The organism is Brevundimonas sp. M1A4_2e (genome assembly GCF_053345555.1).
The window spans coordinates 740,761-753,766 of the sequence record NZ_JBKFAI010000001.1 but is presented as its reverse complement, the minus strand read 5'-3'; the positions used below and the strand labels follow the sequence as shown (position 1 = coordinate 753,766).

Here is a 13,006-nt window from a genome sequence, read left to right as displayed (position 1 = left end):
ATCCTTGTGGACGGGTCCGCCGGATAGAAGATCGGCGTGTAAGATCGTCATAGCTAGCTGATTCATGACATGTCTGACAGCTAAGCTCGACTGTTGTTATCCCGGGTGCTCGTGGATCGTCGCCGTTGATGCTTTTCGCACTCGACCGCTTGCGGTCGGCGCCAAGGCGGCCTAGCGGCTGAAGCCGAGCAACGGGAGCACCCACCATGACCGACACCATGAAGGCCCTGGCCAAGACGAAACCGGCCGAAGGGCTGGAGCTGATCGACGCCCCCATCCCCGTCGCGGGCGACGAGGACGTGCTGATCAAGGTGCACCGCACCGCTGTCTGCGGCACCGACATCCACATCTGGAACTGGGACGAATGGTCTCAGAAGAACGTGCCCGTGCCGATGATCACCGGCCATGAATTCTCGGGCGAGATCGTCGCCATCGGCAAGGACGTGGATCGCCGCCTGAAGGTGGGCCAGCGCGTCTCGGCCGAGGGGCACGTCATCGACCTGAACTCCGAGGCGGCCCGGGCCGGTCACTTCCACCTCGACCCCGACACGCGCGGCATCGGCGTGAACCGTCAGGGCGCCTTCGCCGAGTACGTGGTGGCTCCGGCCTTCAACGTCATCGAACTGCCGGACGACGTGCCGTATGAGATCGGCTCGATCCTGGACCCGTTTGGGAACGCCGTGCACACGGCGCAGCAGTTCGACTTGCTGGGCGAGGATGTGATCGTCACCGGGGCCGGTCCGATCGGCATGATGGCGGCGGCTGTGGCGCGTCATGCCGGCGCGCGCACGGTAGTTCTGACGGACATCAATGACTTCCGCCTGGAACTTGCGCAAAAGGTCGCGCCGGGCGTGCGCACGGTGAACACGACCAAGGAAGACCTGCGCGACGTCATGCACGAGCTCGGCCTGAAGGTCGGCTTCGACGTGGCGCTGGAGATGTCGGGCTCGCCTATCGCTTTCAAACAGTGCGTCGACACCCTGATCATGGGCGGCGGCATGGCCATGCTGGGCATTCCGTCCAAGCCGATGGAAACGGACTGGGGCGCGATCATCCTGAAGGCCCTGACCATCAAGGGCGTCTATGGGCGTGAGATGTTCACCACCTGGCGCAAGATGCTGGGCCTGCTGAAGGCTGGTCTGGACCTGACCCCGCTGATCACCCACCAGATGCCCTATCAGGACTTCGAGGCCGGCTTTGAGGCTATGAAGTCGGGCCAGTCCGGCAAGGTCGTCCTCAACTGGGCCGACTGAAGCGGGGCGGCCTGGTTCAGGCCGCCAGCAGCTTGATCAGGGCGGTCTCGAAAGAGGCCGCTTCTGACTTCGGCAGGCTTTGCGCCAGCCGACCCTGTTCGAACAGGGCGACGACCGCCGGGTGGACGTAGGACGAGCGGCAGACGGTCGGCGTATTGCCCAGCAGACCCGCCACAGCCTTGATGCAGATCGTGACCTTGCGTTTGGCGTCGGCCGCCGAGGTCGGGGCCTCGGCGTCGCGCAGGGCGCGGGCGGCGGACACCGTGCCGGCCCAGGTGCGGAAGTCCTTGGCTGAAAACTCCTCTCCCGCTGCCTCGCGGATATAGGCGTTGACCTCGTCCGAGGTGACGGGATGCAGGGCGCCGTCCGCATCGCGGTACTTGAACAGCTGTTGGCCGGGCAGGTCGCGCAGCGCCCGGACGACCGTGGCCAGGCGCCTATCGCGGAGGCTGACGCTGTGTTCGATCCCGCTCTTGCCGCGAAAGGCGAAGGTCAGGGCGGCGCCGTCCATTTCGAGGTGCCGCTTGCTGAGGGTGGTCAGGCCATAGGAGCGGTTCTGGCGCGCATACTGGGCGTTGCCGACACGGATCAGGGTGATCTCAAGCAGGCGCACGGCGGTGGCCAACACCTTTTCCCGGCACGGGCCGCGCCGGGACAGATCGTCCTCGACGCGCTTGCGCAGACGGGGCAGGGCGCGAGCGAAGGCGGGCAGGCGCTCGAACTTGTTCTCTGCGGCATGGGCCGTCCAGTCGGGATGATAGCGGTACTGCTTGCGCCCGCGCGCATCGCGCCCCGTCGCCTGAATATGGCCGGTGGCGCGCGGACAGATCCAGACATCGGTCCAGGCCGGCGGGATGGCCAGGCTGCGGATACGGTCCAGCGTGGCGGCGTCCCGGATCAGGTCGCCGTCCGCATCCCGATAGCAGAAGCCGCGACCGGAGCGACGGCGCGTCAGGCCGGGGCTGTCGTCATTGCACCAGGTCAACCCTTTGGGCGGGGCGGGATAGGGAGGCGTCACGCGCCAACCTTCACTCTGCCGCGCCCATGTCGTCCGCCAACGGCCAGGAGGGCCCGGGCGGCGTCGCGGGGGGCGTGGTCGTCGTCGGGCGGGGCCGGGCGTTCGATCATCGTGGCTCTTCTCAAGCGGCATATCGCAACGGCGGCGGCGTCGCGCGGTTCCTTCACCGGGGCGCCGATGGCTTGACCTGAGGGCGCGGGCGAGGGACGGAGCGGCATGAATTATCGTCACAGCTTTCACGCCGGAAACTTCGCCGACCTGGTCAAGCACGCCCTGGTGCTGTGGCTGCTGAAGGATCGCCAGAGCAGGGGGCCGGTGACGGTGCTCGACACCCACGCGGGGGCGGGCCTCTATGATCTGTCGGGAGACGCCCAGCGTTCGCGCGAGGCCGAGGCCGGGGTGGCGCGGCTGATGACCGCCGAAGCGCGGCCTCCGTTGATCGAGGCGCTGGCCGCTGAAGTGGCCGCGTTGAATCCTCAAGGCGGCGTGCGGTTCTATCCGGGCTCGCCGGTGCTGACGGCGCGGGCGTTGCGGGCCGAGGATTCCTATCGCGGCTTTGAGTTGAATCCGCCGATTGAGGCCCTGCTCAATGAGGCGCTCTCCGCGTGGCCGAACGCGCAGGGACAGGCGGGCGACGGCTATGAAGAGGCGGTGCGCGCGGCCAGGGGCGTCAAGGGTCCGCTGGTGCTGATCGACCCGCCGTTCGAGCGGCCTGACGACTATGTCCGTTCGGCCGAGACGGCGGCGGCTGTGCTGCGCGCGGATCCGACGGCGTGCGTGGCGATCTGGACGCCTTTGAAGGACCTGGAGACGTTCGACGGCTTCATCCGGCGGCTGGAGCAGGCGGGCTTGTCGCGGGTGCTGGTCGCCGAGGCGCGCCTGCGGCCGCTCAACAATCCGATGAAGATGAACGGCTGCGCGATGACGGTGGTCAATGCGCCGTCGGGGGCCGAAGCGGCGGCGGCTGAAATCTGCGGCTGGACGGTTCAGGCGCTGGGCGACGCGGGGGCGCGCGCCGAGATTTGGCGCGCCGGCTAGCCGGTCGTCACCTCGCCTGGTTCGTAGAGGTGAGGCTCGAAGGTCGCGATGGCCAGGATCGGACCCATCGCGGCGACGACCTGGGGGTGGCGCGTCATGGCCTTCCAGTCTGTGGCGCTGGCCCACACCGCGTGATTGGCGGCGACGCGGCCGTTCAGCCCCCGATGCAGGGTCGCCGAGACAAAGCCGGGCAGTTCGGACTGCACCTTCGCCAGCGCCGCAAGGCGCTCGATCAGTTCGTCCAGGTGGCGCTGGTCGCACTTGAAGATGTTGATCAGCACGACCGGATCATCGGTAGCGGTCATGACGGTTCGTCCCATTGCCTTGGTTGATCTTCTACCCCAATCCAGGGGCTGACGCCTCCTTCATCGTGCGTCTGCGGGAGTGAAAACCGAGCATGAACGTCATCGCCATTCTTGAGACCGGGCGACCGCCAGAGGATCTGGCCGCCCGATACGGCGACTATGTCGATCAGTTCCGCGCCCTGCTGGGCGACGGGGTGGCCACGCGCCGCTTTGACGTTCAGGCAGGCGAACTGCCGGATGACCCTGCGGCCTTCGCCGGAGTCATCGTCACCGGCTCGGCGGCGGGCGTCTACGAGGACCTGCCGTGGATCGAGCCGCTGGCGCAGTGGCTGCGCGATGCCCGGGGAAGGACGCGTCTGGCCGGCATCTGCTTCGGCCATCAGATCATGGCTCAGGCGTTCGGCGGCCGGGTCGAAAAGTCGGGGCGCGGCTGGGGCGTCGGGCTTCATGCCTATGAGGTCACCGGCGACGAGGCATGGATGCAGCCGGCCGCTGCGACCTTATCTATTCCCGCCTCGCACCAGGATCAGGTGATCGCACTGGCGGACGATGCGCGAGTGATCGCGGCCAGCCCCTTCACGCCCCATGCTGGCGTGGCCTGGGGGGACGACGCCATCAGCTTTCAGTGCCATCCCGAGTTTGACCCCGCCTTCGCCGCAGCCCTGACCGAAGGACGGCGCGGGCGGATCGCCGAGCATCTGGTGGACGAGGCGCAGGCCAGCCTGAAACAGCCCAACGACAGGGCGATACTGGGCGCTTGGATCCGCAAATATCTGGGCGTATCGAACGCAGAGAAAAATAAGGCCTGATTGCGGCGGGGCGATAAGCCTTGCTCAATATCTCGCCTCCACTGTCACGCCGAAGTCAGGCGGGAGGAAGATGTTGAGGCGCCGTGTTTTGTTCAGGGGCTTCGTTCTCGCGGGCGTTGCGGCGGCCTCGGTCGCCGTCGCCGAGCCGCCCATACAGGCCGAGGCGGCGCCGCCTCCGGCGGCGATCGAACTGGCTCGCGCGGTCGAGCAGCGGGCGATGCGCACGAACTTCGACGCCCTTGAGGCTTTTGGCCGTCAGGCGCTCAAGCGAAACGACCGGGAGGGACGGAATCGCCTGTATCACGTCGCCTGGACCTTTCTGAATCAGGGTGATTTTGAGCGGGCGGCCCTGTGGAACAGCCGACTGGAGGCGCAGGCCAGGGCGGCGGACGACCGGCGCTATCTTGAGATCGCGCGGCTGAATAGGCTGACCGCGCGCTATGACCAGGGCGACCTGGCCGTCGCCGCTGATATGGGGGGCGTGGCGGCGACGACCGGCGACTGGTTCGTCAAGGCGCACGCCGCGCGGCTCTTCGCGCTGTCGCTCATGGATCAGGATCAGGTGGGCGAGGGGCTGCGCCTGCTCGCCGGGGTCGAAGCTGAAATCCCGGTTCATGATCCCTTCGCCAACACCGCCCGCGCCGGGGTGTGGGAAATGACCGGCATGGGGTTGATGAAGCTCAACGACGTGTCCGGCGCCGCTGCGGCCTTTCGTCGGTTTGAGATCGACTACTCCAATCCGGCCTATCCCCGCCCCGATTTCGACAGCCTGTATAATCTGACGCGGATGTCGGTGCAGGTCGGCGACCTGGCGCGCGCCGAGCATTTTTATGCGGCGCACCACCGCTTGGCTGAACGGGCGGGCATCCCGGCCATTCACGCCTATGACGCCGCCCTGTGCGCTGCGGTGGCCGATATGCGTCAGTCAGCGGCCAGGATTCTGCAATGTCTGGCGCCTCATGAGGCTCTGATCGACCGCAAGGCCTTCCTGGCGCTCGACATCCTGCCCCTACGCGGCGTGGCGCGGGCGCGGACGGGCGACATTCTAGGCGCCCGGCGTGATCTGCAGCGCCTGCGCCAGCTGGCCCCGGAAGGTATCGTCGACCCGCGCGAACGCCTGGTGGAGGCGGAGGTGCTGAGGGCCTCCGGGCGTACGGCCGAGGCTTTTGACGTGCTGCGCGACTATGAACAGCGCCGCGCCGTGCAGGCGGCGCAGCGCTTCAGCGCCGGCATCCATCAGGTCACCGGCGACATGCAGGAACAGTTGGCCGAGCGTCGCCGCCAGCTCCAGACCGCGCGCGCCAACACCCAGCTTCAGCGCGCGGTCATCCGGGGCCAGAACTGGATCATGGGCATCGGCCTGCTGTTTGTTCTGTCAGCCCTGTTCGTCGTCATCTGGCAGCGGCGCCAGTCGCGGCGTCTGCGCGCCGCCCAGCGCCGGGCCGAAGAGGCCAATCAGGCCAAGAGCGAATTCCTGGCCAATATGAGCCATGAAATCCGCACGCCCCTGAACGGCGTCGTGGCGATGACCGACGTGCTGTCGCGGCGGGACCTGGCGCCCAAGGACCGCGAACTGGTCGACATCATCCGGTCGTCCGGCGTCACTCTGGAGCGGTTGCTGTCGGATATTCTCGACACGGTTCGGGTTGAGACCGGAGAGATCAGGCTGGACCCGGCGCCCTTCAATCTGGGCGTCATGCTGCGGGAGATCATGGCCTTATGGACGCCGATGGCCATGCAGAAGGACGTCGCGCTCACGCTGGAGCTGGACCCCGATCTCGACGCCGCCTTCATCGGCGACGCGGTGCGCCTGCGGCAGGTGTTGACCAACCTGGTCAGCAACGCCGTGAAGTTCACCGAAACCGGTCAGGTGCGGCTTGAAGCGCGCCGCGCCGCGGAGGGGCGGGCTTCGTTCGTGGTTTCGGATACCGGGATCGGCTTCGACGAAGAGTTCAAGCAGCGCATCTTCCATCGCTTCCAGCAGGCGGATGGATCGATCACCCGCCGGTTCGGGGGCAGCGGCCTGGGGCTGGCGATTTCGGCCGATCTGGTGCGGCTGATGGGCGGGCGTCTGGATTGCGAATCGCCGACGGATGGAGGCGCGCGGTTCTGGTTCGAACTGTCTCTGCCGCCTGCGCTTGAGGCTGAGGTCCAGACTGTTGCCCCCGCCGCGCGACCCATCGCGCGCCATGAGCGCCTGAAGATTCTGTTGGCGGACGACCATCCGGCCAACCGCTTGGTGGTTCAGGTCATGCTGGAGGCCATGCCGGTCGATCTGGTCAGCGTTGAGAACGGCGCCGAGGCGCTGGAGGCCTTCAGGCAAGGCGGATTCGACCTGGTGCTGATGGATATGCAGATGCCGGTCATGGACGGCCTGACCGCCACCGCCGCAATTCGCGAGCACGAGCGGGCGACGCACGCGCCGCGCACGCCCGTGCTGATGCTGACCGCCAACGCCCTGCAGGAACACGTCGAGGCCGGGCGGGCGGCGGGCGCTGACGGCCACCTGACCAAGCCCCTGACCGTGACCGCCCTGACCCAGGCGATCGAGGCGGCCGTTATGCAGGAGGCGGATCAGGTCCCGGCCTGATCCGTGCGGATCAGGGCCACTTCACCACGGGCGGCATGGAACTGAGGATGGCGTCGACATTGCCGCCGGTCTTAAGGCCGAACATGGTCCCGCGATCGTAGAGCAGGTTGAACTCGACGTAGCGGCCGCGACGGATCAGCTGTTCCTCGCGCTCCGCGTCGGTCCAGGGCTCGTGCATCCGGCGGGCGACGATCTCTGAATAGACCTTCAGGAAGGCCTCGCCGACCATCTGGGTGAAGGCGAAGTCCTTCTCCCAGTCGCCGCTGTCGTGGTGGTCGTAGAAGATGCCGCCGGTGCCGCGCGGCTCGTTGCGGTGGGGCAGGAAGAAATACTCGTCGCACCACTGCTTGTATTTGGCGTGCCACGACGGGTCGAAGGCGTCGCAGGCGCCCTTCATGGCGGCGTGGAAATCGACGGTATCCGGGTGGTCGTCGCGGCGGTCCGCATCCAGCACGGGCGTCAGGTCGCCGCCGCCGCCGAACCAGGTCTTGGTCGTCGAGATCAGCCGCGTGTTCATGTGCACGGCGGGCACGCGCGGGCTGACCGGGTGGCAGATCAGGCTGATGCCGGTGGCGTAGAAGCGCGGGTCTTCCTCTGCCCCCGGCACCTTCTTGGCGTAGTCGGCGGGGAAGGTTCCGTGGACGGTCGAGCAGTGGACGCCGACCTTTTCAAACAGGCGGCCGCTCATCATGCCCATGACGCCGCCGCCGCCTTCGGGGCGATCCCAGGGCGTGCGGACGAAGCGGCCGGCGTCTCCAGCGAACAGTTCAGGCGGCGCAGCGTCCTCCAGCGCCTCGAAACCGGCGTGGATCTTGTCGCGCAGGGTCTCGAACCAGACGCGGGCGCGCTCGCGGCGCTCAATCATCAGGGCGGGGTCAGCTTGGATCATGAGGGCTTCAACCATGACGCGGCCTTTCTGAACAGTCCGGCGGGGTGCGCGGACGACAGCCTGATGCCGCAGGCGGGGGCAGGGGGCCTTGATCCAGATCACAATCCGCTGGCGTAAGGCGGTATACGAACGGTTCCCTCTGCGGTCCGGCTGTGCCAGCCTGCCGCACCCGCAAGAAGCAGCGCCGAGGGCGCCCGGGCGGGCCAAGTATCAAAGAGGGGAACCCATGATCCGCATCGCCCTGAACGCCGGACTGCGCGCCAGTCTGCTGGCCGCCGCCTCCATCGCCGTCCTGGCCGGCCCGGCTGTGGCTCAAACCCAGCCGCAAGAAGCGCGGGTGATGCAGATCCTGAAGCGCACGCCGCTGATCGACGGACACAACGACCTGCCGTGGGCCTTGCGTCAGGGCTTCGGGAATGACCCGCACAGCGTTGATCTGAATGCGAATCTGTCGGGCTCGACGCGTCTGCATACGGATATTCCGCGTCTGCGCGCCGGGGGCGTGGGCGGTCAGTTCTGGTCGGTCTACGTCCCGGCCAGCATGGCGCCGGTCGAGGCCGCCAAGGCCACCTTCGAGCAGATCGACGCCGTCAAGCGCATCGCCGCCGCCTATCCCGAGACCTTCGAGATCGCCACGACCGCCGATGACCTGGTCCGCATCCACCGCACGGGCAAGATCGCCAGCCTGATCGGCATGGAAGGCGGCTATTCCATCGACGATTCCCTGGGCCTGCTGCGCGAGTTCTATGATTCGGGCGCGCGCTATATGACGCTGACCCACTCCAAAAGCACCACCTGGGCCGACAGCGGCACCGACGCGCCCAAATGGAGCGGCCTGAACGCCTTCGGCGAGGACGTGGTCCGGGAGATGAACCGTCTGGGCATGATGGTCGACCTCAGCCACGTGTCCGAAGACACGATGGTCGATGCGATCCGGGTGTCTTCGGCGCCGGTGATCTTCTCCCACTCCTCGGCGCGGGCGGTGACGGCCCATCCGCGCAATGTGCCGGACGCGGTGCTGCGCCAGATGGCGAGCAACGGCGGCATCGTGATGGTGACCTTCGTGCCGGGCTTCATCAGCGAGGCCGTGCGGGTCTCGGGCGCCGCGCGGGCAGCCGAGATGACGCGGCTCAGTGCTCTCAACCCCGGCGATCCCGCTGCGGTGAAGGCGGGCATGGACGCCTGGAACGCCGCCGACCCGGCGCCCAAGGCGACGATGGAGGACGTCATCGCCCACATCCAGCACGTCCGCGACGTGGCCGGCATCGACCATGTGGGCCTGGGCGGCGACTATGACGGTGTGGACAGCCTGCCGGTCGGGCTAGAGGGCGTGGACGGCTATCCGCGCCTGCTGGCCGAACTGATGCGCCGCGGCTGGAGCGAGGCGGATATCCGCAAGATCTCGGGCGAGAACCTGCTGCGCGTCATGCGGGCGGTGGAGCGGGTGGCTGAGAGCAAGCGCGGCGAGCGGCCGAGCCTGGCCAAACTGCCGGACGACGGCGTGCCGGAGTAAGTCAGCTTCTCTCCCTCCCCTTCATGGGGAGGGTGGTCGCGTAGCGACCGGGTGGTGAGGGCAAGGTGATTTGGGCGTGGTGCTTGAATAGCCAAGCCGCCCCCACCCGTCTTCGGCCTGGCGGCCTCAGCCACCCTCCCCATGAAGGGGAGGGAGAGGCGTGGCGTTTATCGTCTCGGCAAGCCCTGCATCTGCCTCAACGCCTCATGCAGGCCGATCCCGGCGCTGACGGACAGGTTCAGCGACCGGGCTTCCGGCCGGATCGGAATATAGATTCGCGCATCCGCCGCCGCGTGGACGTAGTCGGGCGACCCGGCGCTCTCCTTGCCGAACAGCAGGACGTCGTCGGGCTGGAACACGAAATCCGTCAGCGGCTCAGCCGCGCGCGTCGTGAACAGCACCAGCCGACCCGGCGCGCGGTCGCGCTGGAAAGTCTCCCAGTCGGCATGGCGCGTCATATGGGACAGGGGTCCGTAATCCAGCGCCGCCCGCTTCATCGCCCGATCGTCGAAATTAAAGCTCGTGGGCTCGATGACGTGCAATTCCACGCCAAAACAGGCGCTCAGACGGATGCAGGCGCCGACATTATGGGGGATGTCAGGTTGAAAAAGGGCGAGACGCATTCTAAGGCCCTCATACGCGCGGGGCGGGGCCTTGTCGCGGCTTTTGTTGCGACTGTTTCGCAAATCGCTTTCGCGACTTGTCTGAAGCAGCCGAAACCAGGGCCGGACGGGCAGGGGTTTGCCTTCGCACAAAGGGTTCCATTCGGTTGACGTTCCATCTTGGGGCGGACGACCGGCGATGCAGAGGTGAAACGCGTGGCCGAATCGGTCGTGAATGCTGACGGGCCTGACGGCCAACACGGGGGTGGCGACGCCACCCGCCGCGACTTCATCCACATTGCGGCAGGTGCGGCTGCGGCCGGCGCTGGCGTGATGGTGGCGTGGCCGCTGATCAACCAGATGAATCCGGCGGCCGACACCCTGGCCCTGGCGTCGATCGAGTTCGATCTGACCAAGGTTCAGGAAGGCCAGCAGGTCGTCATCAAGTGGCAGGGCAAGCCGGTCTTCGTGCGCTATCGCACCCCGGCCGAGCTTACCAAGGTCATCGACGAGGGCGCCGTCGGCTCCCCTCCCGAGACCGACGCCGAGCGCACCAAGGCCGGTCACGAGAAGTATCTCGTGGTCATCGGCTCGTGCACCCACCTGGGCTGCGTGCCGACCTTCAACGCCGGCGAGTACGGCGGCTGGTTCTGCCCGTGCCACGGTTCGCACTACGACGCCTCGGGGCGTATCCGTAAGGGCCCGGCGCCGCTGAACCTGATCGTGCCGAACTACGAATACATGTCCGACACCCGCGTGAAGATCGGCTGAGGACGGACAGAGGAACCATGAGCGATCACGAATCCACCTATGTCCCGAAAACCGCTGTTGAGCGGTGGATGGACACGCGCCTGCCGATCATTCGTTTCGGCATGGACTACGCCAACCTGCCGACCCCGAAGAACCTGAACTACTGGTGGACCTTCGGCGGCATCCTGGCGCTCTGCCTGATGACCCAGATCATCACTGGCATCGTCCTGGCCATGCACTACACCCCGCACGTCGACATGGCCTTCGCCTCGGTCGAGCGCATCATGCGCGACGTGAACGGCGGCTGGCTGATCCGTTATGTGCACGCCAACGGCGCGTCGATGTTCTTCATCGCCGTCTATCTGCACATGCTGCGGGGCCTCTACTACGGCTCCTACAAGGCGCCGCGCGAGATGATCTGGATCGTCGGCTGCGTGATCTTCTTCCTGATGATCGCCACCGCCTTCCTGGGCTACGTCCTGCCGTGGGGCCAGATGTCCTTCTGGGGCGCTGAGGTCATTACCAACCTGATCGGCGCCATTCCGGTCGTCGGCGAGCCGATCCTGATCTGGCTGCGCGGCGGCCCGGCGATCGACAACGCGACGCTGAACCGCTTCTTCTCGCTGCACTACCTGCTGCCGTTCGTCATCGCCGGCTGCGTGGTGCTGCACCTATGGGCCCTGCACGCCGCCGGTCAGAACAACCCGGTCGGCATCCTGATCCCGAAGGACCGTCAGGCCAAGGACACGCTGCCCTTCCACCCGTACTTCACGGTCAAGGACGGCTTCGCGATCATCCTGTTCCTGATCCTGTTCGCGGTCTTCGTCTTCTATCAGCCGAACGCCCTGGGCCACGCCGACAACTACATCCCGGCCAACCCGCTGCAGACCCCGGCGCACATCGTGCCTGAGTGGTACATGCTGCCCTTCTACGCGATCCTGCGCGCCATCCCCGACAAGTTCGGCGGCGTGGTGGCCATGTTCGCGGCCATCGGCGTCCTGTTCGTCCTGCCGTGGCTGGACACGTCCAAGGTGCGCTCGATGCGCTACCGCCCGACGATGAAGACCTTCTTCATCATCTTCCTGTTCGTCTGCTTCGGCCTGGGCTGGTGCGGCGCGCAGCTGCCGGACGCTCCGGTGGTCCCGGGCATGCCCAGCTTCAACCTGATCGACGGCCAGCTGAACTCCTACCTGTGGCTGACCCGCCTGTTCACGGCCTACTACTTCGTCTTCTTCCTGGTGCTGATGCCGGTCATCGGCCTGCGTGAGAAGCCGCTGCCGATCCCGGCGACGATCTCGGAGCCCGTGCTCCCGTCGACCGCAGCCGAGAAGGCGTGAGCGCGATGATGAGCAACGAGAAAAAGACCGTGTCCTTCCGCAAGATCCTTGTCTCTGTGACGGCCGCTGTCGGCCTGGTCGCCATCGCCGCTCCGGCGATGGCCGCCGGGGGCGCCAAGCATCCGCGCGATGGCGGCTTCAGCTTCGCCGGGCCGTTCGGCACCTTCGACCAAGGCCAGCTGCAGCGCGGCTACAAGGTCTACAAGGAGGTCTGCGCCTCCTGCCACGGCATGGACCTGGTGCACTTCCGTAACCTGGGCGACAAGCACGGGCCGTTCTGGAACCCGAAGTATCCGAACCCGAACGACAACCCGGTCGTGAAGGCGCTGGCCAAGGAAATCCAGGTTGCTGACATCGACTCGGAAACGGGCGAGGCTCTGATGCGCGACGCCACCACGGCCGACCGCTTCCCCAACCCCTATCCGAATGCGACGGCGGCGGCTGCGGCCAACGGCGGCGCCATGCCGCCGGACCTGTCGGTCATGGCCAAGGCGCGTCACGACGGTGCCAACTACATCTACTCGCTGCTGTCGGGCTATTCGGCTCCGCCGGCGGGTCTGAAGATGACCGAGACCCAGCACTACAACCCCTATATGGCCGGCGACATGACCCCGTTCTGGACCGGCAAGGGCGACGTGCCCAAGGGCGGCTTCATCGCCATGCCGCCGCCGCTGAGCGCCGGTCAGGTCACCTATGACGACGGCACCGAGGCGACCGTGGACCAGATGTCCAAGGACGTCGCCGCCTTCATCGCCTGGACCTCCGAGCCGAAGATGGTCGAGCGCAAGCAGATGGGCTTCGGCGTACTGATCTTCCTGCTGGCCTTCGCGGGCGTGACCTACGCCAGCTACCGCCGCATCTGGAAGGGCGTCGCTCACTAAGAGCCGCGCTCGTCGGATCGA

The 13,006-nt window shown here is 66.7% G+C and carries 12 protein-coding genes; 8 read left to right on the top strand and 4 right to left on the bottom strand.

What is annotated here, in order from left to right; genetic code table 11:
• Positions 1-206 precede the first annotated feature (206 nt).
• Complete coding sequence (tdh, locus tag ACLBV5_RS03560; RefSeq protein ID WP_025978110.1) at positions 207-1,253, top strand: L-threonine 3-dehydrogenase; 1,047 nt, start codon at positions 207-209, stop codon at positions 1,251-1,253.
• A 16-nt stretch (positions 1,254-1,269) separates the two neighbouring features.
• On the opposite strand, the gene ACLBV5_RS03555 is transcribed toward tdh, so the two are convergent.
• Positions 1,270-2,271 carry a DNA topoisomerase IB gene (locus ACLBV5_RS03555; protein ID WP_244093326.1) on the bottom strand — a complete coding sequence of 334 codons (1,002 nt, stop codon included), beginning with the start codon at positions 2,269-2,271 and terminating at the stop codon, positions 1,270-1,272.
• Positions 2,272-2,487: 216 nt separating this feature from the next.
• On the opposite strand from ACLBV5_RS03555, the gene rlmJ reads away from it, so the two are divergent.
• Positions 2,488-3,309, top strand: coding sequence for a 23S rRNA (adenine(2030)-N(6))-methyltransferase RlmJ (gene rlmJ, locus ACLBV5_RS03550; RefSeq protein ID WP_447604820.1), 822 nt, complete (start codon positions 2,488-2,490; stop codon positions 3,307-3,309).
• Here the strand turns inward: rlmJ and ACLBV5_RS03545 are convergent.
• Positions 3,306-3,614 carry an antibiotic biosynthesis monooxygenase family protein gene (locus ACLBV5_RS03545; protein WP_303684288.1) on the bottom strand — a complete coding sequence of 103 codons (309 nt, stop codon included), beginning with the start codon at positions 3,612-3,614 and terminating at the stop codon, positions 3,306-3,308. The genes rlmJ and ACLBV5_RS03545 overlap by 4 nt on opposite strands.
• A 92-nt stretch (positions 3,615-3,706) precedes the next feature.
• On the opposite strand from ACLBV5_RS03545, the gene ACLBV5_RS03540 reads away from it, so the two are divergent.
• Positions 3,707-4,423, top strand: coding sequence for a type 1 glutamine amidotransferase (locus tag ACLBV5_RS03540; protein WP_447604819.1), 717 nt, complete (start codon positions 3,707-3,709; stop codon positions 4,421-4,423).
• Between the two features lie 88 nt (positions 4,424-4,511).
• Positions 4,512-7,013: an ATP-binding protein gene (locus ACLBV5_RS03535; RefSeq protein WP_447604818.1), complete on the top strand. Its 2,502-nt coding sequence runs from the start codon at positions 4,512-4,514 to the stop codon at positions 7,011-7,013.
• A gap of 10 nt (positions 7,014-7,023) precedes the next feature.
• On the opposite strand, the gene hemF is transcribed toward ACLBV5_RS03535, so the two are convergent.
• Complete coding sequence (gene hemF, locus ACLBV5_RS03530) at positions 7,024-7,878, bottom strand: oxygen-dependent coproporphyrinogen oxidase (RefSeq protein WP_447604924.1); 855 nt, start codon at positions 7,876-7,878, stop codon at positions 7,024-7,026.
• Positions 7,879-8,128: 250 nt separating this feature from the next.
• Between hemF and ACLBV5_RS03525 the strand changes: the two genes are divergently transcribed.
• Entirely contained in the window at positions 8,129-9,415 is a 1,287-nt protein-coding gene (locus ACLBV5_RS03525) for a dipeptidase (protein ID WP_447604817.1), read from the top strand.
• Between the two features lie 167 nt (positions 9,416-9,582).
• Here the strand turns inward: ACLBV5_RS03525 and ACLBV5_RS03520 are convergent, their stop codons facing one another.
• Positions 9,583-10,038: a tRNA (cytidine(34)-2'-O)-methyltransferase gene (locus tag ACLBV5_RS03520; RefSeq protein ID WP_025978102.1), complete on the bottom strand. Its 456-nt coding sequence runs from the start codon at positions 10,036-10,038 to the stop codon at positions 9,583-9,585.
• Between the two features lie 195 nt (positions 10,039-10,233).
• Between ACLBV5_RS03520 and petA the strand changes: the two genes are divergently transcribed.
• The 3 genes from petA to ACLBV5_RS03505 are packed head-to-tail and all read left to right on the top strand — an operon-like array spanning position 10,234 to position 12,985.
• Positions 10,234-10,788: a ubiquinol-cytochrome c reductase iron-sulfur subunit gene (petA, locus tag ACLBV5_RS03515; protein WP_025978101.1), complete on the top strand. Its 555-nt coding sequence runs from the start codon at positions 10,234-10,236 to the stop codon at positions 10,786-10,788.
• Between the two features lie 17 nt (positions 10,789-10,805).
• Positions 10,806-12,104, top strand: coding sequence for a cytochrome b (locus tag ACLBV5_RS03510; protein WP_025978100.1), 1,299 nt, complete (start codon positions 10,806-10,808; stop codon positions 12,102-12,104).
• Between the two features lie 5 nt (positions 12,105-12,109).
• Entirely contained in the window at positions 12,110-12,985 is an 876-nt protein-coding gene (locus ACLBV5_RS03505) for a cytochrome c1 (RefSeq protein WP_134580379.1), read from the top strand.
• Positions 12,986-13,006: the final 21 nt, after the last annotated feature.